General features: G+C 42.0%; 12 protein-coding genes and 1 other RNA gene. 5 read left to right on the forward strand and 8 right to left on the reverse strand.

The genetic code is table 11. The features are described from left to right. The first annotated feature begins 225 nt into the window (after nt 1–225). Both cysK and epsC read left to right on the forward strand, forming a co-directional pair. Complete coding sequence (cysK, locus tag D0T20_RS04740) at nt 226–1158, forward strand: cysteine synthase A (RefSeq protein WP_116438539.1); 933 nt, start codon at nt 226–228, stop codon at nt 1156–1158. A gap of 139 nt (nt 1159–1297) precedes the next feature. Next, nucleotides 1298–2155 (forward strand): serine O-acetyltransferase EpsC, encoded by an 858-nt coding sequence (gene epsC / locus D0T20_RS04745; protein WP_116438540.1) that lies wholly within the window; start codon nt 1298–1300, stop codon nt 2153–2155. A 7-nt stretch (nt 2156–2162) separates the two neighbouring features. Here the strand turns inward: epsC and D0T20_RS04750 are convergent, their stop codons facing one another. From D0T20_RS04750 to D0T20_RS04770, 5 genes are all read right to left on the reverse strand, one after another. Then, nucleotides 2163–2585, reverse strand: a complete 423-nt coding sequence (locus tag D0T20_RS04750; protein WP_004122613.1) for a GNAT family N-acetyltransferase — start codon at nt 2583–2585, stop codon at nt 2163–2165. A 100-nt stretch (nt 2586–2685) separates the two neighbouring features. Next, entirely contained in the window at nt 2686–3942 is a 1257-nt protein-coding gene (gene sstT / locus D0T20_RS04755; RefSeq protein WP_116438541.1) for a serine/threonine transporter SstT, read from the reverse strand. Nucleotides 3943–4372: 430 nt separating this feature from the next. Beyond that, entirely contained in the window at nt 4373–10240 is a 5868-nt protein-coding gene (locus D0T20_RS04760) for a MiiA motif-containing surface protein (protein WP_116438542.1), read from the reverse strand. Nucleotides 10241–10425: 185 nt separating this feature from the next. Continuing rightward, a complete protein-coding gene (locus D0T20_RS04765) occupies nt 10426–11709 on the reverse strand; it encodes an MFS transporter (protein WP_162862687.1) in 1284 nt (427 codons plus the stop codon). A 561-nt stretch (nt 11710–12270) separates the two neighbouring features. After that, on the reverse strand, nt 12271–13479 hold the full coding sequence (locus tag D0T20_RS04770; protein WP_116438543.1) for a hypothetical protein: 1209 nt from the start codon (nt 13477–13479) through the stop codon (nt 12271–12273). Nucleotides 13480–14206: 727 nt separating this feature from the next. On the opposite strand from D0T20_RS04770, the gene D0T20_RS04780 reads away from it, so the two are divergent. Then, entirely contained in the window at nt 14207–15289 is a 1083-nt protein-coding gene (locus tag D0T20_RS04780; RefSeq protein WP_116438544.1) for a Panacea domain-containing protein, read from the forward strand. A gap of 96 nt (nt 15290–15385) precedes the next feature. Here D0T20_RS04780 and ssrA read toward each other — a convergent pair. The 3 genes from ssrA to guaA all read right to left on the reverse strand — a co-directional run bounded on the left by ssrA (nt 15386) and on the right by guaA (nt 19296). Then, nucleotides 15386–15782: a transfer-messenger RNA gene (gene ssrA, locus D0T20_RS04785) on the reverse strand. A gap of 178 nt (nt 15783–15960) precedes the next feature. Next, nucleotides 15961–17643: an alpha-amylase gene (locus D0T20_RS04790; protein ID WP_116438545.1), complete on the reverse strand. Its 1683-nt coding sequence runs from the start codon at nt 17641–17643 to the stop codon at nt 15961–15963. Nucleotides 17644–17733: 90 nt separating this feature from the next. Further along, nucleotides 17734–19296 carry a glutamine-hydrolyzing GMP synthase gene (guaA, locus tag D0T20_RS04795; protein ID WP_115793852.1) on the reverse strand — a complete coding sequence of 521 codons (1563 nt, stop codon included), beginning with the start codon at nt 19294–19296 and terminating at the stop codon, nt 17734–17736. Between the two features lie 373 nt (nt 19297–19669). Here guaA and D0T20_RS04805 point away from each other — a divergent pair, with 373 nt between their 5' ends. Then, on the forward strand, nt 19670–22147 hold the full coding sequence (locus D0T20_RS04805) for a phosphoketolase (protein WP_116438546.1): 2478 nt from the start codon (nt 19670–19672) through the stop codon (nt 22145–22147). A gap of 286 nt (nt 22148–22433) precedes the next feature. After that, entirely contained in the window at nt 22434–24092 is a 1659-nt protein-coding gene (gene pta, locus D0T20_RS04815; RefSeq protein ID WP_116438547.1) for a phosphate acetyltransferase, read from the forward strand. The last annotated feature ends 106 nt before the right edge of the window (nt 24093–24198 follow it).

Genomic DNA, 24198 nt, shown 5'->3' on the forward strand with positions numbered 1-24198 from the left:
CGCGCTGTTTCTTTTTTTATGCCAAAAATCGAATATAACGTTAAAAAATAACAATTTAATACGTGTTAATGTTAAAACGAATAAATATTAAACGAATAATGGCATCTTTAGAAACAACTAATAAATAATCACTTTATTAATAAAAATTGTTTTTTAAAAATTAAAAACAAATTAAACAAAACAAAAACAAACAAGTAAAACAACAAACAAGTAAGGGGAAATATTATGTCTAATATTTACAAGTCCGTGCAAGAACTCGTAGGAAACACTCCACTTATGGAGCTTACACACATTGAAAAAGAGTACAATCTAGCAGCAAAAATCCTTGTAAAACTCGAATACTTCAACCCAGCAGGCTCCGTAAAAGACCGCATCGCAAAGCAAATGATTGAAGAAGCAGAAGCTGCAGGAACAATTAAACCAGGCTCAGTAATTGTTGAGCCAACCTCTGGAAATACTGGCATTGGTCTTTCAATGATTGCTCAAACAAAAGGATATAAAAGCATTATTGTGATGCCAGAAAGCATGTCTATTGAACGCCGAAAACTTATGAAAGCATACGGCGCCGAGCTCGTGCTCACCCCAGCTAAAGATGGAATGAAAGGCGCAATTGCCAAAGCGAAGGAAATCGTTGAAAACACGCCAAACGCGTGGACTCCAGGGCAGTTTACCAATCAAGCAAATGTGCACGCGCACTACAAAACGACTGGTCCAGAAATTTGGCAAGACACTGATGGAAACGTGGATATGCTCATTGCTGGTGTTGGAACAGGCGGCACAATCACAGGTACTGGCACATATTTAAAGGAACAAAATCCGCAGCTTGAAGTAATTGCAGTAGAGCCAGCCGACTCCCCTGTGCTCGCAGGCGGAAAGCCAGGAGCGCACAAGATTCAAGGAATCGGCGCAGGATTCGTGCCAGATGTGCTTAACCAAAACATTTATAATCGCATTGTTCACGTAACAAATGAAGACGCAATCGAAAGCGGCAAGCTTATAAGCAAAAAAGAAGGCGTTCTCGTTGGTATTTCTTCTGGAGCTGCAATCTGGGCAGCAATCCAAGAAGCAAAAAGAGAAGAAAACGCTGGCAAAACCATTGTTGCAATACTTCCCGATTCAGGAGATCGATACTTGTCTACAGCATTATTTGAAGACTAACTAAATTTAGGAGCACTACTGTAAATACGCAAGTTTTGATTAAATAATATATGGATAATAAATGGATAATAAATAACATTATTAGATAATGATCAAAACTGTAGAATAAAGAAAATAATAAAAATAACGGGAGAAATGTATGAGTGATCGCCTTGACCTTATAAATCAACTAAACTCAATTAACGATTCAGACATAAGGCAAGCTACATTCATACCTAATTACCGCAATATTATTGCACTCATACATGCGACTCAGGCTCTACTTTTGCCTGAGTTGCATGTGCGCAATGAAAGCAACGATACTACGCAACTCAACGCTAGTTTGAACAATAACGCTAGTTTGAATACCGTTACTTCAAACGCATTAGACACTATAGAACGCATTATATTTCACGAACTTCAATGCTACACAAGCAACACAATTAAAATTCGAGAAACTTGCAATCAATTTATAAATACTCTTCCTACAATTAAAAAGTTACTTTTAACAGATATTCAAGCCATGTATGAAGGCGATCCTGCTTGCACAAGCAAAGTAGAAGTAACGCTCGCATACCCTGGTTTTTATGCAATGCTTATTCACCGCACAGCTCACGCACTCTACGAACTTAACGTACCGCTAATTCCTAGACTTATGAGCGAATATGCACACAGAAAAACTGGAATCGACATTCATCCAGGAGCAAAAATTGGCGCATATTTTTGCATTGATCACGGAACTGGCATTGTAATTGGAGAAACAACTGTGATTGGCGAGCATGTTAAGCTTTACCAAGGCGTAACGCTGGGTGCAAAAAGTTTTGCGCTAGACGAGAATGGAAATCCTGTAAAAGGCGGAAAGCGGCATCCAAATATTGGAAATAATGTTGTAATTTACGCAAACGCAACAATCTTAGGCGGAGAAACCACAATCGGCAGCGGAAGTACAATCGCAGCAAACGCGTGGATAAACCGCAGCATTCCTGCAAACACAACCTACCACTTTCCTAAAGCCTAGTACACAATCATGCTCTGTCTTTTATAAAACCGCAGCACTCGATTTCTGATAACTCAATAAAACCAGCAGATTTATAAAAAGCAATAGTTTTTTCAGTACAATCCGTGGTTAATTGAATTTGACGAACATTAGGATAAAAATCCACAATCGCATTTAACAAGGCAGAGCCTATTCCCTGCCTTTGATACTCTGGCAAAACAAGAATATCTTGAATAAGAACAACCGTATATCCGTCACCAACAGCTCTAGCAATTCCAACTAGCTCATCATTTTTATACGCAGCTAAAACCTTGAGAGAATTATTAAAGCCATTTTCTAAAGCAACTAAATCATCTGTATACGAAGACCAGCCAACAGAATCATATAGTCTTAAAATATCTTTGCTATTATATTTTTCGTACTCTTTTATTTGAACATCTGCTAGATTCATTTACAATAACACCTCGCAAAATATAGCAAAAGTGCGCGATCTAAAACGTAAAAACGGAAGAACGCGCACTAGTAATAATACTTAACAACAGCTACAACAGCTACTTTTTAAGTTGCACTGGCTCGTGATCCTTGCCCATCTTAAACTTAAGACCTGCACGCTGCCACATGCGATATTCGCCAACTGCCGTAAAGAGAACATCTGTGGAAGAGTTAAGCGCAGTTTCGCACGAATCTTGAATCACGCCAATAATAAGACCAATAGCAACTACTTGCATAGCAATATCGTTTGAAATACCAAACGACGAGCACGCAAGAGGTATAAGCAAAAGCGAGCCACCAGCAACTCCAGATGCACCTGCAGCGCTAACTGCAGAAAGCGCAGACAAAATTACAGCTGTTGGAATATCAACGTAAATCCCAAGCGTGTGAGCAGCGCACAAAGCCATAATCGAAATCGTTATAGCAGCACCACTCATATTAATGGTTGATCCAAGTGGTATAGAAACCGAGTAATTGTCTTTATTAAAACCGAGTTTTTCGCACAAATTCATGTTTACAGGAATATTTGCAGCAGAAGAACGCATAAAGAACGCTGTAACTCCCGAATCGCGCAACGTACGCAATACAAGAGGATACGGATTCTTGCCAGTAAGCGCAAAAACCAAAATAGGATTTACAATCAAAGCAACAACAGCCATAGTGCATACTAACAAGGCAATAACGGAACCGTATTCACTAAAAATACGAAGACCATTGCTTGCCACTGTTGTATAAACAAGACCCATAATGCCAAAAGGTGCTGCGTTAATAATCCAGTGAACAATTTTTCCAATAGCAGACGAAACGTTGTCAAAGAATGCTTTAGTGGAAGGTTCAGCCAAGCGAAGTGCTACGCCAAATGCGATTGCCCAGAATAAAATACCAATAAAGTTTCCCTTAGCAAGAGCATCTACAGGGTTTACAACAATATTTAACACAAGAGAATTAAGAACTTCGCCGATTCCTTGAGGAGATGGCGAAGATGCTGCTTCAACATGCGCAAAGGTAAAGTCAACAGGGAAAATCATAGCTGCGCAAACAGCTATAAGGCTTGCAATAAACGTAGAAAGTGCATACAACACGATTACAAGCTTCATGTTTCCAACACTTTTTGCTTTTGCAAGCGCACCAATCACAAGGCAAAATACCAAAATCGGCGCAACGGATTTAAGTGCGCTCACAAACAGCTTTCCCATAAGATCTAGCACGTAAACGTGAGATGGCACAAAAAGACCAAGTGCAGCGCCTAGAAAAAGACCAATAACAATACGCAGAATAAGGTCAATGCTATTCCACTTTTGAATAATCTTGTGCATGAGAGTCTCCTGTAATTTAGTTTGTGCAGAATATTTTATACTCTTTTATTTGTATTCATACTCGCAAGATTTTCTATTTTTACATATTATACACACGTATGCATACGTATGCAAATCGTTAGGTTTTAGTTATTCAATAATTCAATAATTAAATGACTTAGCAACTCAGTAAATAAAGGCTTCAATAAGTGTTTATGATTAATATAACTTAAGATATAGTAAACATCTACAAGTTCCCATTTAATCGCAAATAAAATGACAAAATGCCTCACTTCGCAAAGTAAAGAAAAATGCAAAGTGAGGCACGTTTTTAATTAATTTAATTATTCTATTATTTAATACTGAGCAAACATACTGAATGCATTTAAGCCAACATTAAGAGGCTCTAAAGCTAGCCGATCTGCAATAGCCAGACCAGCTAGCAAGTATTCTACTTATTGCTGTGACGATAAGCACCGCGACGCCTGCTGCCTAAAAGCGCAGCACCAGCAGCACTAATAGTTGCAGCAAGCAAGCCAAACACAGACACATTACTACCAGTATTACTAAGTTGATCAGCACGACCACTCTTCAAAACCTTAGAACGCACAGAAGCACGAACCTTGGCAGCATTAGACTTAGCATCAGCCAAAGCTTTACGAGCCATAGAAAGGTTGCGAACAGCAGCATCAACCTGAGCCTGAGTTGCATTAGGATCCGCAAGCACACGCTTAGCTTCCGCCAAAGCAGTATTCACATCCGCCTGAGCCTTAGAAACTTGAGCATCTGCCTGCTTAACAGCCTGGTTATTCTCAACAGAAGCATTCACAGCAGCAGAATTTGCGCCATTAGCATCATTAAATCCAGCATTGTTGTTAGCAGCGTTACCGGCATTACCCGATTTTGCTCCAAAGTTTGCACCAGCGTTACCGTTACCAGCGTTTCCAGGCTGCGAATCAGACTCAGCGCTATCAATCTGAATGTCTAACTCGCTCTTATCAACAGTAGTAGGTGCATTATCATTCACACCATAACCAGCTTCAGAGCCAGTTCCAGCATTATCAGTTCCAGCACCAGAACCAATATTGCCGCCTCCAGCACCGCTATACTTATTCGCAATACTGTTCTTCGCAGCCTGAAGATCCTTCAACGCAGAATCAACTTGAGCCTGGGTAGCATTAGAATCCGCAAGAACACGCTTAGCTTCCGCCAACGCCTTCTTATACACATCCAAATCATTAGGCTCACCAAGCGAGTATTCTAACGACTTGCTAAAGCGAGAATCATCATCAACTTCAGCTTGCAATACCGTCTTATTAACACCATTCAAAGCATCTTTAGCATTCTTCAGATTCTTTAACGAAGAATCAACAAGAGCCTGACGCTCTGATTGAGACTTACCAGCAAGATCTTTACTCTCGTCACCAGATCCAGCCAGTTTAGAAACAAGCTCCTTCGCATCTTGCAAAGCCTTATTATATGCTTGCTGCTTTTCAGCAGTATCATACACATACTTTACAGACTCTTTCACCCTATTCTCAAGAGCAATCTCAGCTTGCAAATCAGCAATATCAACACCATTCAATGCAGCTGCTGCGGTTTGAAGCTGTTGAAGCGCATCATTAACAGCTTTCTGTTTTTCTTCAGGAGACTTCTGAGACTGATTGTTATTCGCTTCAGTAAGAGAAGACTCAGCCTGCTGCAGAGCTGCATCAAACGCAGACTTCTTATCCTGAACAGCATTCGTATACTGTACGGACTTCTTCAAAGCATCAGCTTTGTTAACTTCAGCCTGCAACTTAGACGTATCTACAGTTCCATTAAGAGCGCTAGAAGCAGTTTCAAGCTTAGTCTTAGCATCGTTGATTGCTTCCTCAGTCTTGCCCTGAGGATTATTCAAGATGTTTTGAGCAGCTTGCAAAGCCTTATCAAAATTATCTCGCTTATCTTTATCGGCGTTCTTATAAGCTACTTTAGACTTCTTAATATTGGCATCATTAACAACATTCTGCAAAGTAGAGGTATCTTGACCATCTAAACCATTAACAGCATCATTAAGCGCAGTGATAGCATCAGAAATTTCTTTCTCTGTTGCACCAGCTTTCTCTACGATACCTTCTGCAGAGGTTATAGCATTGTTAAGATCAGTTTGCTTCTCCTTAGAAGCATTATTATAAGAAGCATCATTCTTCTTACCTTTTGCTTCTGCGAGTTTTGCTACCAATTGAGACTTATCATGACCATCAAGAGCATCAATTGCTTTGCTTAAATTATCTTTAGCATCATTAATAGACTGCTGTGAAGCATTTTTTTGGTCATAAACTCTCTTTGCACTAGACAGAGCAGTATCAAAATCATTCTTCTTATCTTTAGAAGCATTCTCATACTTTGGATTCTTCTTCTTAGAAGAATCATCCTGACCCTGCTTATTCTTGCCTTGCAATTCATAAGCTATCTCAATTTCATCCTGAAGCTTTGACTTGTCAACAGTTTTGCCACCGAGATCCTTAACAGCTGTTTCTAATGCTTTCTTAATCTCGTTAACCTTGGTACCATCCGCATTCGTACCCTTAGCTGTGTCAACAAGATTAGATGCATTTGTTAACGCACTGTCAAAAGCAGTCTTCTTAGATGTATCATTGTACTTCTCAGACTTTTTAAGGTCTTCTTCCTGCTTCTTGACCAAATCAACAAGAGTCTTAAGATCACTCATCTTCTTGTCAAGATCTTTAGCCTTAGTAACAACATTATTGATAGCAGTCTTCACCTTATCAACAGTGTCTAAATCACTCTTAGGGTCAGTTTCAGGATTTGCAACTTCTTCCTTAAGAGCCTTCTTCTGTGCATTATTAAGATTCTTAAAATTATCTATTGCAGTATTCGCATCTTTTCTAGTCTTTGCCAGCTCAGCTTCCTGAAGAATAGAATCAATGTCTTGTATAGAGTCGGTATTTTTATCATCCAACTTCGTATTGAAGTTCGTAGCTTCTTGATCAGTAAGATCACCATTCTTCTGCAGCTCAACAATCTTCTTCTTAGCTGCAGCTTTAGCATCCTCAAACTCAGCTTTATTTAGAATATCTGCAACTTTATCAAGACTATCGGCCTTACCTACTTCGTCTTGATACTTCTGCTTATCTCGTGCGTTGAGATTAGTCAACTCACCAATCTTCTTCTTAGCATCAGTCTTAGCCTTATCAAGACCTTCTTTATTACTGTTATCAGAAGCATTCTGATTCTGAGTAGCCTTTTCCGCAGCCTGTTGCTTTATAGTATTTATATCATTCTCATCAGCTGCATTCTGAATATTCTCAATAAACTGCTTCTTATCACCAGGCGTAAGATTTTTATAATCTTCACCATTGCGAATTTCATCAATAGCAGCCTGCTTTTGCTTCTCAAGCTCAGCAGCCTTCTTAGCTTCTTCAGCCTTGCCTGTGTCTTGTTGCTCCTGTTGATTCTGCTTCGTTACCTCGCCATCAACCTTCGCATCATCTTTCTGCTGCTGCTGTTGCTTTTCTTTCTCAGCCTGCTGATCAGCTTGTTGCTGCTTTTGATCAGCTTCCTTTTGCTTCTTTTGATCTTGTTCCTTTTGGAACTCGTTTATCTTTTCACGAATCTTTTCAGGATCAGTCTCATGACCAATCTTCTTTTGGAGTTCTTTCTTCTGAGCTTCAGTCAAACCAAGATTACCCTGAGCATTCTCAATCTGCTGCTGAGCATCTTTCTTTTTCTTCTCATCTTTACCATGCTTATCAGCAGACTTAATAATATTGTCTACATCTTCTGGCTTAGTAATCTTGCTGATTTCATCTTGATGTTCTTGCTTAAACTTATTGATTTCGTCATCATTTAAGCCATTTTTCTTAAGAATTTTGTCAATAAGATCCTTAGCTTCCTGCTTAAGTTCTTCAGGCTTAGGAGCGGCAGCATTAGATACAAAGCAGTCGTCCTTAGTAAGAGTAAAAACGGTTCCTAGATTAAATCCATTAAGGCTCTTAACTTCAATTCCGCCACTACCTAGATAAATAGAGACTATTCCATTACCAAAATTAGCATTTGACAAATTAAGTTTGGAACCATTTTTAACTTCCCACTTATCCTTATATTTATAAAGCTGCATTCCACCTGAAGACTTGGTATCAGGAGAACTAAACATAGGAAGTAGAGAAGGTTCACTATTAATAAAATCGTCTGTTATCGAAGATTGACCATTTTTAGCTTTCCAGTTATCTTGAATAAACCTACGGGCAAAAGTATTCCAATCAGCAGGCTGTGGTTTATCCTTATCAGTAATAGCAATCTTAGTAATGTTATATGTATAACTACTCTTATTTACACCAGTTTTAAGCGTTGGCTTTTCTGGATTACCCTTTGTATATACCAACTCAGAATAGTCGAAAGTAGACGTTGAACCGTCATTAAACTTAACAGTCATAGTATTCTTGCTATCATCAAATGTGATAGCGTTAGTTTCATTATTATCTTTTAACTTGCTTTTAAGACCACTATTGGCTTCTAATATAGCTTTTCTAACTTTCTTCTGGTCTTCATCTTTTAAACTCTTAGCATTATCAACTGCTGTACGAGCTGGAAGTGTAATACTCGTCAAATCAGCAAGTGGCTTACTTTTATACACCATCTTGCTGCCATCGAGCTTATCAGTAGACTTATCAGTATAAGTGATAGTCACGTTGCCTTGAGTATCAACAGTAATAATGTTTTTAGTTTTAGCATCAGCAGCACTACTAGGGTTACCAATAGCATTCATGAAGTCAGCTTTAGTTTTATTCGCTTCATAAACTTTATTCACAAGTTCTGTTTGCTCACCTTGAGTCAATTGAGCTGGTTTTCCAACAGCCATTGGAACTGGATAGTATGGCGTAAACTTATCCGCAAGCGAACGCTGCTTCTTTACAAGATACTTGCCTTCAATTGTCTTAGTGGAAGGAGTGCCAATTTTATCATCAAACGTGATAGTCGCTTTGCCGTTAGCATCAACAGTTACACTCTTGATATTTTTATCTTTATTAGCATTCTTAATAGCATCTTCAACTTTCTTCTGCTCTGACTTATCAAGATCAGTTGGTTTCTTTACAGGAGTCAAATCTGGATACGTAATTTTTGTGCGATCCGCTAACGGCACATAGCGCTTAGTCAGATTCTCCTTAGAAATAGTATCCGTAGAGTTATCTTTATACGTAATAGTCGCGATACCATCGTTATTGACTTTTACAGCCTTCTTGAAAGCCTCTTCAGTAGGAGCTTCTGGCATATCTTTAAGCTTTTTCAACACATCGGTATTACTCTTATTAGCTTCCCACAGCTTTGTAAGAATGTTATCCTTTTCGTCCTGCGTAAGGTTCTTGCCATATTTCGCAGAATCAACCTCTACTTTATCTTTAGGATAAGTAAGCTCTAATTCTTTGGAATACTCTGGCAACGTCGGTGCAAGCTCAACCTTGCCAACAGTGTAATGCCAGTTACCCATCACCTGGTACACGCCTGCAGCAAACTTCAAAGGTTTCGTTTTATCGTTCAGTTTAATAACAAAGCTAATCTTAGACTTTCTATTACCTCTACTCTCCCAGTTAATAATCAAAGCGCTAGTGGCTTCCCCATATTCCCTAGAAGTACCGAGAGTATTACCAGATATGTCATAGCCGCCAGCTTCGCCAGTCATTCTTGCCCAGTTATTCTTAAATTCATCGCCTTGCTCTTTATTATTATCAAACCAGAAACGGCTTGCAGACTGATTCCAAGACTCCTTTGTATATGTTGCGCCTGTTTGCTCAGAACTACCCCCACCAGTCAACTGTTCATGCTTATACAAAGTAATGTTGTCACCTACAATTGTGACGTCCTTAGGCACGCTCGCCCACCAGAATGGTCGACCACCCCACCAATCGCCATTAGAATTAAACTGGTATTCAACCTTATAATATTGTCCGTAAGTTTTTCTGTCTGCTGTTTCCTTATTATCGTTTTGTTTTTCATCGCATGGCAATAGTTTAATATCCACATACCTCTGCGCCTTTGTAGAAGAATCACGATTCGCATACCTATAGCTACCATCAGGAAGATTAAAACCATTAGCCCAAGCTTGATGAGTTGGCAAACCAGCACCACAAGCAAGCAAGCTTGCCAACGTTGCAGTCACAGCAATTTTCGGTAAACGTGAAACCGCATACGACTTACATGCTTCTAAACGAGTTCCACTTATATCATTCGCCATTGAACGAAGTACACTCGGCTTCAAATACGCGTAATTCTTAGACACATGTAAAGCATTTTTAGCAGTTTGCGTTTTCTTAACCATTAACAGTCCTCACTTATATATTTGCTCTTCAACTCGCTCTGCAGACATAAACTCACATCTTGCAAAAGAGCTTGTTAATAGAGCAAAGGATACCCCCCCCCCCATGCGGAAATTCAAGTATTATAGATAAAAACTACTATATGATTAAAGTCACAACTATATTGAATATTAAATATTACAAATAATCATGCGAGCACAGCATAACTAGTATTTGGTAATTGAGGCAAAACAACAAGCAATCCTGCTGTGAAAATCAGCGCGAGTATAGGCAAAAGCTGCCATTGGAACGTAGACGAGAATGCAAATCCAATCCAAGAACCAGTAGTAGCACCAATCGCAAACGCAAGGCGCGCCCAACCAGAAAACTTAGCGAGAGTACTTCCCTTAAACAGAATCTGACGCGCAACAATAATCGGCTCCACTAGCAGCATTCCGCCAATTGCCTCAAGTAAGAACGCAAAGCACATTATTGGCAAAAGATTAATAAACATAAAGCAATAAGAAAATGCGCTCACAATAATGCCTAAAATTGCAACTTTTCTTAAACCGAGTTTTTGAGACGAGTGCGCATACAAAACGGATGCAAGCACGCTTCCTACACCAGTAAAAATATACAATATCGTCAAAGAGTTAGAACCATATTGCTTACCAAGACCTAGAAGAATATAAGAAACAGAGCATGCAGGAATAAAAGCAACCAAAAGAGATCCAGCAAGAAGCATGATTTTACTCTTTAGTAATGGATTCGCAGATTGCTTAACTGTGGATTTGTTGGCAACGTCATTTTCTTGCGATACTTGTGATTCTTGCGATTCATTCTCTACATCTTGCTGCGCTTCCGCTACTTCGCAAGACGCTCGCGCAATGTCTTGTTTCATAATAAATCGCGTAGCACAAGCCGCAAAAGAAGTCACGGACGAGAAAATCAAAACAGCAGGAATCGACCAGCTTGCAATCCACGAACCAAGCGGAGAGCCGAGCAAGGTTCCTGTAATACTTGCCAAAACGCTCACAATGCCGCTGTAGTTTACAATCATGCCGTCATCGCCGCCTGCAGCATCAACCTCGAAAACTTCGCTAGCAATATCAATCACTTGACCAGTAATCAGCAATGCGCAAGAAAGAGCCACCAGCGACCACTTCCACGCAGGAGAGCCAAGCATAAGAAGCGGTAGTAAACTAAGCACGCCTTCTACGCCTTCAGTCATTGCAAGAGCGCGAAAACCGCCAAGCTTATCAACAATCCAACCAGAGCATGGCGAAAGAAAATCGGCAACCGTCATAAAAGTCTTACGAAAACCAATCACCCAAGCCGGCAAGCCCACAATAATAATCGAAGGCAAAACCGAGCCTTCATACGCTTGATTGCCTAGCATGGAAAAACAGAAGCCAACCAAAGCCCATCGCAATGCTGGACTAATAGATCTCATACGAATAAAAATATTATTCTTACTAAATATTGACTTCACAGCAACCAACTCTCCCTTAAAGCTCTTGTAAAATCGCAAATCATAATGCAAGCTTCTGCAAATGCATAACTACTCGCAAATCACTATCAAACTTAAATAATTCACTACAAACTACACAAATCCAATAGCTTATTTTACAAATTTAGTAACACTATACTCTTGTTCAAGAAAAATCAACAAATAATAATACAAAATAACAAAAACGCTACAAAAAACAGTGGTTAGCTATAGACCAAAAAACAGTTTAGACAAAAAGTGAGGGTTATAGACCAAAAGTAAAAAAACAAAAAGTGAAAAACAAAAAAGCTTTCGGTTTTGAATGCCCCTAGTAGCAAACAAAACCGAAAGCAACACACTCAACACTCAAAACCCCGCAACCAACGCCCTAACTCTGGGAAGAAAAGAAAATAATAGCAAACCAGAATTAAAACAAAAGTGCAAGAATCAAGAGCAAAACCAGTGTGGCATTTCCCTACAAAACACCACACCAGTCGTTAAGTGCAAACTCTAAAAGAGCATAAGCGCGCACTCACACACTTAGCATAAGTGCGCGCGCAATGCTTAGTGACGAGCCTTGCGAACAGCAGCACCCATGCCAGCGAGCATGGTGGCAGCCAAAGCGGTCAAAGTTACGCCAACACCAGTACCAGTGTGGGTGTTACCGCGCTTATCCTTGCCGTTCTTGTTCTCAACCTCAGTCTTAGCACCAGCAGCAGCAGAGCCATTAGCACCAGCCTTACCAGCGGCAGCGCCGTTAGCACCAGCCTGAGCACCATTCTTACCAGCTGGAGCAACACCATTGGAGGTGCTTGGAAGATCAAGGAAGTCATTATCCAATGGATCTGCAGCAGTAGAAACAACTGGAAGCTTGGTTGGATCTACATCAAGAGACACAGCATGATCGTAAGCAGCGTGATACTCTTTTACAGCAGCCTTCCAAAGAGACTTTGCATCCGTAGCCTTCTGCTTAGCTTCCTTATACTCTCCCTCAGCCTTAGTCTGCTTGGTTTCAGCAGCAGTAAGCTTGGCCTTAGCGCGATCAAGAACATCATTAAGATGGTCTTCACGCTTAGAATCAGTTTCACCGCTCATCATAAAGTCATTCAAAGCATCCTCAGCAGCCTTAACAGCTTCCTTGCAGGCAGAAACCTTTTCCTTAGCTGCATTGTAAGCAGACTTCTTCTTGAGATACTCAGCATAAGTCTTCTGCTTCTTCTCAATCTTAGTCTGAAGATCAGCTGCAGCGGTACGAACACGAGCAATAGCATTATCCTTCTGCTGTTCGTCAGACTCCTCTACAGGATCAGCCGCAGCGGTCTTAACAGCAGTTTCTGCATCAGTCCAGGCCTTAAGAGCAGCAGCAACGTCATCTACATACTTCTTGTGAGCAGCACCAGCATTAAGCCAAGCATTGTGGTCATTGACATATTTTGAAGCAGTACCCTTGTTTTCTACAGTGGCAGTTTTCATGTCAGCATCAGTATCAGCCTTCAGCGTAAGCTTGCCATTAGCGTCTTTTGTATAAAGCTTCTTAACATCTGCACTAGCTGACTCGGCTGGTTCCTTACCAGCTTCAGCAACTGGAGCCTGAACAAGCTTGAGATAAGCCTGCTGCTTTTCTTCAGCAACCTTCTTAGCTTCTTTCTTAGTCAAGACCTTCTTTGCGTCATTGTTTGGAGTCTCAGCAGCAAATGCTGGGGTGGCCATTGCGAAGCCAGCAAGCAAAGTTGCGCCAGCAGCGAAAGCGGCGATAGCCTTCTTATTCATCATTTTATTTCCTTTCTTCTTCTCCCCCACGCGCCAGCGGACAATCCGCAAGCGGCGGGGAAAAATAATCAAACACGCGTTCGCGCATTTCCACCAACGGTTATCCACCGTGTGATGTTGCTATTAACATACCCCCCCCCCGTTTGAAAAAGTCAAGCCCCAGCCACACATGCTAAACCGAAAAAAATGATGTTATACACAAACTAATCCACAATTAAGCCACACTCGCCGTAAAATTTATGGATAAACAACACTTAAACCGTAAAAATACGCATTTCAAGGTTTTTGAAGAATTTTCCCAGGTTTTTTTAAGAAAAGGATTTTCGGGTGTGTCGTGGAACAAATAATGGGAAAAATAAGGAATATCGTTCGCACGGATTAGCCGTGCGAACGTCTTCGCCGCATGTAAAGTCCACTGGACTTTACATTTAAGCGGCTCAGCGAATCGAAGTGCACTCGCGCGCTACGCTATTCCTCACGGCTATTAGTAGCCGTTCGGCTGATTTGGCGCATAAAGTCCACTGGACTTTATGACTTAAGCCAAATCACGCTTTGAAGGAGCTTGAAATGCGCTATGCAATTTCAAGCTCAGTCAAAGCGCCCATGCAAGTCGATTCGCGACACGCCGCCAGTTTGTACCATACGCGACTCGTATGGTAACGTTTTCGCAAACTAAAAACCATTACCCTACCAATAGTCATGTCTTTTCAACGATGAAAGGAATACTCAAATGTCTACAATCAAACGCGTAGCATACGCAATACTACATAATTACGGAAAAATGAGCCACGAGAGACTAGAACTACTCACATACTACTGTCAAGCACAATACTTATCTACAACAAGCCTACAATTATTCCCTAACTCATTCCAAGCATGGAAAAACGGGCCAGTATGCCTAGAACTATTTAACATATGCTACCTAACACAAGACGAAGTAAGCGAAAACAATATTATCTTCAGCCCAGTCGAACTATACAAATCATTTAACTGCTCCCAACTACGCGTAATATACGCTGTTTGCGACGCGTTAAAAGATTACACTACACAAGACTTAGCCGCCAGAGCACGCAGTGAGCTACCATGGGTTGACGCTAGAAGAGGCGTTAACACTAACAACGCATGCGATACTGAACTATCACATAAAATCATCCACGATTATTACGCGAAAAACCCTGTAATTGCAGACGGGCGCGCGAATACAAGAAGTAGAAGCGTTGAAAACGCCATACGCCGTCTAAGAGACGCGCATCTTAAAAAATGCAAGCAAGCAGAAAAAGAAAAACTAGAAGCACAAAATCAAGCACACGCGGTTAATAATCATTGTAAAGAACTCATAGACGCTGAAAACATGGTCATGCGTAAAATCAGAACGCTAAACGAGTTCAAAAACATGTCGGATAATAATATTAAAACTCGAGCACGCATGATAGCTAGAAGCATAGGAAAACAATTATGCGAATACGAGCAAAACGAGATTAAACGCCAAAACTTTCAACATAACCTAGAAGCAGTAAAACAACAAAACACGGCTCAAAACACGAGTACAAACAGCAACACAAACAACACTAGTAGTAACACGACTCAAAACACGACTAGTAAAAGTAGTAGTAAAACTAGTAACACGACTACAAACAGTGGAAACACTGCAAACAACGCAAAGGCTACGACTAGCGGAAACACTACGCACAGCACGAACACTACAACTAGCAGGAATCCTGCGACTAGCGCAAAGAGTGAAGCCAGCAAAAAATCTGCATCCAGTAGAAAATCTTCAGCCAGCAAAAAGTCCGCAAAAAACGAAGCTAGTTAACGCATTTTGCGCGACTTTACAGCAATTCATGATATGTTAAACAATAGAACAACAACAAAAAAAAACGCCACTGTTTGAGCAGTGGCGTTATTGCGTTTGTGGAGTCGCGGGGAATTGAACCCCGGTCCGGAAACCGTACCCTCGGTCTTCTACGTGCGTAGTCTGCTGGCCATTCGGCAGTTTTTCTGCCCCCATGTTATCGCAGACAATTCATGGCGAGCATATCTACAGTAAAAGTCCCTGAACTACCCTGCAGCTCGGCAATTCAAGCAAGTCTTCTAATGACGTTTAGCACCACTCCGAAGACGTGAGTGGGTAAACGGAGCAGCTGCTCGCTGGTTAATCCTGGCGCGAAGCTCAGGCAGCAAGAGCGAACTCAGTGCGATTAGATTTAGCACTTATTCTTTTGCGAAAGGACGTTTACGAGTGGACTTTCGCATTCTCGGCACGCTTCCCCGCGGCGAACAGATCACCGTCGAAACCGATCGACCCCTTTTGATTTATCAAACTATCAATTAGATACTGGCATAAAGCCAGAATAATCATTATAAATAAACGTTTTAACAGAGTCAACCTGTTTTAGAATATTGATTTATTCCAGACTCAGCTAAAGCTCACCTAAAGATTTATTCCAGACTCAGATAAAGCTCATCCAAAGACTAGCCAATAAATCACTTACCTTCAGTCTCACCTGTTTTAACACCATCACTATTGCCTTTGGCAAGCTTCTTCGATTTTTCAACAAATCTTCTAGTAACAACAAACGTACAAATTCCCGCAACACACACGCAAATAAATATTGTAACGTTTCTAGCTCTAGCGTTTCCAAGGCTTTTTACAGCATTAGCATGAAGAGCAACAGCAGATTCCGCATTAATAGTGGTCTCCACTTTGCCACCACTAACGCTCACAGTTTTAGTGCAATCTTTAGACTCATAAACATTGCAATATTCGCCATCTGGCAAGTCAGTCTTATAGCTCACTTTTTGCGGCTTTTCCGTATTGTTAATCGCAAGAAAACCCTTGTTTCCTCTGCTAAATGCAACGTTATTATCGTCGTCATCTTGCCAATTAGTAACCTTAGTGCCTCTAACAGCGTTGTAGAATCCAATCATTCCGCGAATCGAAGTTAACCTTTGCGTGCATTGCCACTTAGAATCCTTCGCACAACTCACATCAGGAATCGAAGTTTGCGTAGATCCAGGCGCTCCCTCGTCTCGTTTTGTAAACTCATAACCCGAAAACACATTTGGAGTTCCGTACGGATACGCCAACATAAACGCGTTTGCAAGCTCATATTTTTTGCCATCTTTATACGTCAAAACTCTGCTTGCATTGTCTCGCTCAGTATCCCAATTTGTAACAAAAATCGCAGCTTTTTTGCTTGGAATCAGCTTATCTGTAATATGTTTAAGATTCTCAATAGACCCATAAAAATAGTTTCTAAGCCTATAGGAGTACTCAAATTCGTTCACTTCACCAGTTTGCAGATACTGGTCTGGCTGAATTCTAGGGTCTTGCTCTGGGAACCCTATTGTTTCTTGCATCCACCAAATCTTATCTGGCGTTGTTCCAGCAGCATCCGCAGCCGCAGCTTTTATAGCCTTTACATCTTGCGGAGACATGTGTTTTGCTGCATCAACTCTAAACCCAGCCACTCCAAGCTTTAGCATATGCGCAAAGTACTCTCCCAAAGTTTTTTGCACATGAGGATTAGAAGTGTCTAAATCCAACAGTCCAACAAGTCGATGCGTCCAAACGATTTCTGCTTTTCGATACGTGTTTATATCTTCTGTTGACTTGTGAAAATCGTCTTTTGTATATCCAGCATCTGGGAACGACTGATTTGCAGCATCATACTTGCTTCCGCCAACGCCAAGTGTGTCTTTGTTTGAAAAACCAGTTGTATGGTTTATTACCGCATCTGCAATAATTCCAACACCCGAAGCTTTGCAAGTTGTAATCATCTTTTTAAACTCGTCTTCTGTGCCCAGTTTTGAATTCAACTTATAGCTTACAGGTTGATAACTTGTCCACCATTGATCGCCCTTAATATGATCTTGCGGAGGCGATACTTGTACGTATTTTACGCCCTCTGGGCCGTACGTTTTTTTGCATTCCTTTGCTATACTTTTCCAATTTTGTTGGAATGCTGTTACGATTACGCCTTTTTGTGTAGTTTTTTGAGATGATTTTGCGCTCTCATTTGCAATCGCTGGGATGCTTGCGACTACTGCTCCAGCCAAAATCATAGCAGCACAAGATGTTATAGCCGCAACTCTTGCCAACACAAACTTTAACTTTACAAGCGCCTTTTTATTGAAGCTCGTAAATACTTCTATGCCGTGGATCATCGTTGTTCCTTTCTGCAAGAATTGCGGCTTTGCTTTGTTCTTACTTCACTCCTTATATATAGGACTATATTAGGACTATATTAGGCTCATCTATTCCCACTCGATTGTGGCAGGTGGTTTAGATGTAACGTCTAACACAACGCGATTAATCTGACGGCATTCGTTTGTGATTCGAGTAGAAATCTTTGCCAATACATCGTAAGGAACTCGCGACCAATCAGCAGTCATAGCGTCTTCCGAACTTACTGGTCGAAGCACGATTGGAGAACCGTATGTTCGCTCGTCTCCTTGAACTCCAACAGAGTGAACATCTGCCAAAAGAACAACTGGGCATTGCCAAATATCGCGATCTAATCCAGCTGCCGAAAGCTCTTCGCGCGCAATTGCATCTGCTTCTCTAAGCACAGCTAAACGCTCGCGAGTAATCTCTCCAACAATGCGGATTCCCAATCCTGGCCCTGGGAACGGCTGACGCCACACAATAGCGTCTGGAAGCCCAAGCTCGGTACCAATTGCGCGAACTTCATCCTTAAACAAAGTGCGCAAAGGCTCAATAAGCTTAAACTTTAAGTCCTTTGGCAAGCCTCCAACATTGTGATGCGACTTAATGTTTGCAGCACCGTCTCCGCCGCCAGACTCAACAACATCTGGGTAAAGCGTGCCTTGTACAAGGAACTTAACTTCTGCTCCAGATTTTCCAGCTTCTTCAATAACTTGACGTTGTGCTTTTTCAAATGTGCGAATAAACTTTTCGCCAATAATCTTGCGCTTGCGCTCTGGCTCACTAACTCCTTTAAGCGCATCTAAAAAGTCATCTTCTGCATCTACTGCAATAAGCTTGATTCCAGTTGCCTCAACAAAATCATGCTTAACTTGCTCGACTTCGCCTTTACGAAGAAGACCATGGTCTACAAAAACGCAAGTAAGCTGATCTCCGATTGCTTTATGCACCAGGGCTGCTGCAACAGCGGAATCGACTCCTCCAGAAAGTCCGCAAATAACCTGCGCGTCTCCAACTTCTGCGCGAATCTTTGCAACTTGATCTTCAATAATATTAGAAGGATTCCAATCATTTTCCAATCCTGCGCACTCGTGCAAAAATGTGGAAATAAGCTTTTGACCTAAAGGCGTATGCTTGACTTCTGGATGCCATTGCACTCCGTAAAGCTTGCGACTTTTGTCTTGCATAGCTGCAACTGGAGCGCCTTGAGTGTGAGCAAGCACCTCAAATCCTTCTGGCGCGCTCTTAACTGCCACTCCGTGACTCATCCAAGTGTTTTGCTCTAATGGCGAATTTGCCAGCAATCCTTCTGCTTCATCAATAGTTGCATGCGTTTTTCCGTACTCACCCAATGCTGCTTTGTCTACAACGCCACCAAGCTCGTGAGCCATAACTTGGAATCCGTAGCAAATTCCAAGCACTGGAACGCCCGCTTCAAAAATCTTTGTGTCAATTTTTGGCGCTCCTGGCTCATAAACGGAGGCAGGGCCGCCAGAAAGAATTATGGCTTTTGGATCTTTTGCCAGCATCTCCTCTACTGGCATAGAGTGTGGAACAAGCTCCGAATAAACGTTTGCTTCCCTCACTCTTCTAGCGATTAGCTGGGCATATTGGGCACCGAAGTCAACTACAAGTACCGGACCGTTTGCCATGATTCTCCTTATATATAAGAAACACATTTATAGGTGATTCAATTTATACTAATGGCGCTTTTAGACGTTGCGTTGTGCGAAACGCCGTAACTTAACAAATTATAAAAATTGTAAAAATAAACAACCTTTACATAACAAGAAAGTGAACATCAAACATAACATAATTGATACTTTTAAGGTGATTTTTGTTAACACTTTAACACATTTTTTCAACAAAATCGCACGTAGTGAGTAATCAAACGCACAAAAGTCAAAAGCTGTTACTATACTGAAAAAGATGGAAAAAGAGGCGAATACATTTGTTTTTTGGCCTCTATAACCAAATGGTAATGATTAAAATCGCACTGAAAAGTGCTTGAGTACAGGAGTACACATGACGAGTCCTGTTATTGGCACCCCTTGGAAGAAGCTTAACGCTCCAGTTTCCGAGGCGGCCATCGAAGGCGTAGACAAGTATTGGCGCGTTGCTAATTACCTCGCTATCGGTCAGATTTATCTTCGCAGCAATCCTCTAATGAAGGAGCCATTCACTCGCGAAGATGTTAAGCATCGTCTAGTCGGCCACTGGGGTACAACTCCAGGCCTTAACTTCCTTATTGGACACATCAACCGCTTTATTGCTGATCACCAGCAGAACACAGTGATTATCATGGGTCCAGGCCACGGCGGCCCAGCTGGTACTGCTCAGTCTTATCTTGACGGTACCTACACTGAGTACTATCCAAAGATTACCAAGGACGAAGCTGGTTTGCAGAAGTTCTTCCGCCAGTTCTCTTACCCAGGCGGCATTCCTTCTCACTTTGCTCCAGAGACCCCAGGCTCCATCCACGAAGGTGGCGAGCTTGGTTACGCTCTCTCCCACGCTTACGGCGCTGTTATGAACAACCCAAGCTTGTTCGTTCCAGCAATCGTTGGCGATGGCGAAGCTGAAACTGGTCCTTTGGCTACTGGTTGGCAGTCCAACAAGCTCGTGAACCCACGTACCGATGGTATCGTGCTTCCAATCTTGCACTTGAACGGCTACAAGATTGCTAACCCAACCATTCTTTCCCGTATTTCCGACGAAGAGCTTCACGAGTTCTTCCACGGCATGGGCTACGAGCCATACGAGTTCGTTGCTGGCTTCGATGATGAGGATCATCTTTCCATTCACCGTCGTTTTGCCGATATGTTTGAAACCATCTTCGATGAGATTTGCGATATTAAGGCCGAGGCTCAAACTAACGACGTAACTCGCCCTTACTACCCAATGATTATCTTCCGCACTCCAAAGGGTTGGACTTGCCCGAAGTTCATCGACGGCAAGAAGACCGAAGGTTCTTGGCGTGCACACCAGGTTCCACTGGCTTCCGCTCGCGATACCGAAGCTCACTTCGAGGTTTTGAAGAACTGGATGAAGTCCTACAAGCCTGAAGAGCTCTTCGACGAAAAGGGTGCTGTTAAGGAAGACGTTCTTTCCTTCATGCCAAAGGGCGAACTCCGTATTGGCGAAAATCCAAACGCCAACGGTGGTCGTATTCGTGAAGATCTTAAGCTTCCAAATCTTGAAGATTACGAAGTCAAGGAAGTTAAGGAATTCGGTCACGGCTGGGGTCAGCTCGAAGCTACCCGTCGTCTTGGTGTTTACACTCGCGACATCATTAAGAACAACCCAGATTCCTTCCGTATCTTCGGCCCAGATGAGACCGCTTCCAACCGTTTGCAGGCTGCTTACGAAGTAACCAACAAGCAGTGGGACGCAGGCTACCTTTCTGGCTTAGTCGACGAGCACATGGCTGTTACTGGCCAGGTTACCGAGCAGCTTTCCGAGCACCAGATGGAAGGCTTCCTCGAGGGCTACTTGCTCACTGGTCGTCACGGCATTTGGAGCTCTTACGAGTCCTTTGTACACGTTATCGACTCCATGTTGAACCAGCACGCAAAGTGGCTTGAGGCTACCGTTCGCGAGATCCCATGGCGTAAGCCAATCTCCTCTGTGAACTTGCTTGTATCCTCTCACGTATGGCGTCAGGATCACAACGGCTTCTCGCACCAGGATCCAGGCGTAACCTCCGTGCTCTTGAACAAGACCTTCAACAACGATCACGTAATCGGCATCTACTTCCCAGTGGATTCCAACATGTTGCTTGCTGTTGCTGAAAAGGCTTACAAGTCCACCAACATGATTAACGCCATCTTCGCTGGCAAGCAGCCAGCTGCTACTTGGTTGACTCTCGACGAAGCTCGTGAAGAGCTCGAGAAGGGTGCTGCTGAGTGGAAGTGGGCTTCCAACGCTAAGAACAATGACGAAGTTCAGGTTGTTCTTGCTGGTGTTGGCGATGTTCCACAGCAGGAATTGATGGCCGCTGCCGACAAGTTGAACAAGCTTGGCGTTAAGTTCAAGGTTGTTAACGTTGTTGACTTGCTCAAGTTGCAGTCTGCTAAGGAAAACAACGAAGCTTTGACTGACGAAGAGTTCACTGATCTCTTCACTGCCGATAAGCCAGTCCTCTTCGCTTATCACTCCTATGCACATGACGTTCGCGGCTTGATTTACGATCGTCCAAACCACGACAACTTCAACGTTCATGGCTACAAGGAGCAGGGCTCCACCACCACGCCATACGATATGGTTCGCGTGAACGACATGGATCGTTACGAGCTTACCGCTGAAGCGTTGCGCATGGTTGACGCCGCTAAGTATGCCGACGAAATCAAGAAGCTCGAGGACTTCCGCCTCGAAGCCTTCCAGTATGCAGTCGACAAGGGTCTTGATCACCCAGACTACACCGATTGGGTATGGCCAGGCGTTAAGACCGACAAGCCAGGCGCGGTTACCGCTACCGCTGCAACTGCTGGCGATAACGAGTAGTTTTAAGCTATCAACGCTAAAATTGCTTAGCTGATTTTTAGGGAGTCAATCGAAAGGTTGGCTCCCTAAAAAAATTAGTCGCACAAAAAAATTAATAATAAAACACATAAAAAATCAAAATTTCCGCTTGTTGTTTTGCAAATAGCCTTAAAATAGCTAAGGATTCTTCGTTCGATATGCAATTTTCAACGTTGAAATACGAAGAATAGTAAAAACGAAAATGCAAAGCAAAATAAAAATGCAAAGCAAAATAGAATAAACACAGACGCATCAAAGGAGAAAAGTCGTGTCGTTAGTTAACGTAACTATTATTAGCGCAGATTGCGCACAAAGTCGCAATGTTGTAGCACTAGGAGTTACAAAAGCTCTCTCTAATCATTATTCAACAACTGTTTTTAGACCATCTGCAAAACATGATGACGCGTTTACAAGCGAATTGATAGCCGCAAGCAACACAAAACCAACGCTGGAACAAGTAATCGCAGCATGCCCATGCGCAGTTCGTAAAAACAAAGACACACTAAGAGGAGACATTGTAGCTAGCTACAACGAGCTGATTAGCGCAACAAACGCTCAAGGATGCGTTATTGTAGCAAGCGATTCCACTTCCGTATTTGACCCAGACTTATTTAGATTCGACGCATCTGTTGCAGCAGACTTAGCTTCCCCAGTGTTCTTAAGCGTTTGCGCAGAAGGCAGAGATAGCAAGCAAATCTTGCAAACAATCGAAGCGCAATGCGCAAGCGTTAGCAAAGAATACACAAAAGTATTTGGCGTATTTGTAACTGATTGCAAAGAAGACTTAGCAAAAGAACTAAAAGAAGACTATGCTCAAAGCAATAATGGCACTCCACTTTGGACTTTGCCTTCTATAAGCGAATCAGAATCAGATAAATTCAACGATTATGTTGCAGATGAAGAAATCATCAACGCTTTGCAGCAGCCATTTGCCGCTCCTACTACCCCATATGCCTTCCAATACAGCTTGCTTGGAAAAGCTAAAGCAAATAAGAAAACAATAGTACTTCCAGAAGGCGAAGAAGATCGCATTCTAAAAGCAGCTGATTACTTGCTAGAGAGAGACATTGTAAACCTCATTATTGTTGGAGAACGCGAATCTATTCTTGCAAGAGCACAAGAGCTTGGATTAAAGTCTCTTAACAAAGCAAGCTTCCAATCTATGAGCGACGAAGAGATTCTTGGCAAAATGATTAGCAAGCTTTGCGAATTGCGTGCAAAGAAGGGCATGACAGAAGATCAAGCTAGAGAACAGCTTAAAGACGCAAGCTACTTTGGCACAATGCTAGTGGTACTTGGATTAGCAGACGGACTTGTTTCTGGCTCTGTTAACTCAACTGCAAATACCGTTCGCCCTGCTCTTCAAGTTATTAAAACTAAGCCTGGATCTAAGCTTGTTTCTGGCGCATTCATTATGTGCTTTAAGGATCATGTAGCCGTGTTTGCAGATTGCGCAATCAACCTTAATCCAGACGCACAACAGCTTGCAGATATTGCTCTTCAATCCGCACAAACTGCTAAAGCTTTTGGCTTAGATCCTAAAGTTGGAATGCTATCTTACTCCACTCTTGGATCTGGAAAAGGCCCAGACGTTGATCTTGTAGAAGAAGCAACAAAGATTGTAAAAGAAAGCGACCCAGACTTAAAGGTTGTTGGATCTATTCAATTTGACGCTGCATGGTCGGAAACTGTTGCTGCGTCCAAAGCTAAAGGCAATGATGTAGCGGGCCACGTAAATGTGTTTGTGTTCCCAGACTTATGCGCTGGAAACATTGGATACAAGGCCGTTCAGCGCTCCAGCGGCGCTTTAGCTGTTGGACCAATCCTGCAAGGCTTAAACAAGCCTGTTAACGACTTGTCTAGAGGAGCATTGGTTCAAGATATTATCAACACTGTTGCTCTTACAGCATTGGAAGCGCAGTTCTAATAATCGCAAGCAATAATTTAATAATTGCAAGTTCTTACAATGATTTGCAAATGTAATAATAAGTAAATACAAAAGCACTCATTGTAGGAACTTGCATGTAAACTTA

This window comes from Gardnerella piotii (genome assembly GCF_003397585.1).
Classification (GTDB): Bacteria; Actinomycetota; Actinomycetes; order Actinomycetales; family Bifidobacteriaceae; genus Bifidobacterium; species Bifidobacterium piotii.

Coding starts and splice junctions, on each gene's coding strand:
- guaA (WP_115793852.1), bottom strand. CDS start 19,296: ATGGCAAACGGTCCGGTACTTGTAGTTGACTTCGGTGCCCAATATGCC.
- D0T20_RS04780 (WP_116438544.1), top strand. CDS start 14,207: ATGTCTACAATCAAACGCGTAGCATACGCAATACTACATAATTACGGA.
- D0T20_RS04760 (WP_116438542.1), bottom strand. CDS start 10,240: ATGGTTAAGAAAACGCAAACTGCTAAAAATGCTTTACATGTGTCTAAG.
- cysK (WP_116438539.1), top strand. CDS start 226: ATGTCTAATATTTACAAGTCCGTGCAAGAACTCGTAGGAAACACTCCA.
- D0T20_RS04805 (WP_116438546.1), top strand. CDS start 19,670: ATGACGAGTCCTGTTATTGGCACCCCTTGGAAGAAGCTTAACGCTCCA.
- epsC (WP_116438540.1), top strand. CDS start 1,298: ATGAGTGATCGCCTTGACCTTATAAATCAACTAAACTCAATTAACGAT.
- sstT (WP_116438541.1), bottom strand. CDS start 3,942: ATGCACAAGATTATTCAAAAGTGGAATAGCATTGACCTTATTCTGCGT.
- D0T20_RS04770 (WP_116438543.1), bottom strand. CDS start 13,479: ATGATGAATAAGAAGGCTATCGCCGCTTTCGCTGCTGGCGCAACTTTG.
- D0T20_RS04750 (WP_004122613.1), bottom strand. CDS start 2,585: ATGAATCTAGCAGATGTTCAAATAAAAGAGTACGAAAAATATAATAGC.
- D0T20_RS04790 (WP_116438545.1), bottom strand. CDS start 17,643: ATGATCCACGGCATAGAAGTATTTACGAGCTTCAATAAAAAGGCGCTT.